This is a genomic window from Kineococcus indalonis (assembly GCF_009906395.1).
Lineage (GTDB): Bacteria > Actinomycetota > Actinomycetes > Actinomycetales > Kineococcaceae > Kineococcus > Kineococcus indalonis.
In genome coordinates this window covers 1-526 of record NZ_JAAALM010000996.1, presented here as the reverse complement: position 1 = coordinate 526, position 526 = coordinate 1, and the positions used below count along the sequence as shown (strand labels likewise).

The following is a 526-nucleotide window of genomic DNA, read 5'->3' as shown; positions in this document are numbered from 1 at the left end:
CCGCTACCGCTCCCGCCGCCCCCGCGACCCGCCCGCGCGCCGGCGCGGCGGCGGGCGGAGCGGCGGGGCGCTGAGGTGCGCGACGTACCCTGCACCGGTGGCCCAGCCCTCCCCGACGGGCGCCGAGACCGGCGCCGAGACCGGCGCCGAGACCGGCGCTGACACCGGCGCTGACACCGGCGGCGGGACCGGCGGCGGGACCGACGGCGGGACCGGCGCCGGGCCGCGCCGCCGGCGCGCGCAGGCCCTCGCCCTGACCGCCGCGGTCCTGCTGGCCGTGGCGGTCTGCGTCGTGCTCGGCCTGTGGCAGTGGAGCCGCGGCAACGTGGTCGTCAGCGACCCGCCCGCCACCCGGCCCGTCGACGGGGGCGGTGGCGGTGACGTACGCGTTGGCCACCGGGTAGTCGACGCGGTTGACGAGGTCGGCGGCGCTGACCACGTACGTCCGCCCCGCCGGCAGCGCGGCGCTGGAGGGCGCCAGGTCGGAGGTCTCGGGGGGCTGCACCACGCCGGCGAGGTCGACCTC

General features: G+C 81.2%; 1 protein-coding gene. It reads left to right on the top strand.

The features are described from left to right. Positions 1 to 97 precede the first annotated feature (97 nt). Positions 98 to 526 (top strand): hypothetical protein (locus GTR00_RS22380; protein WP_205706445.1); only part of this gene is annotated, 429 nt, incomplete at its 3' end.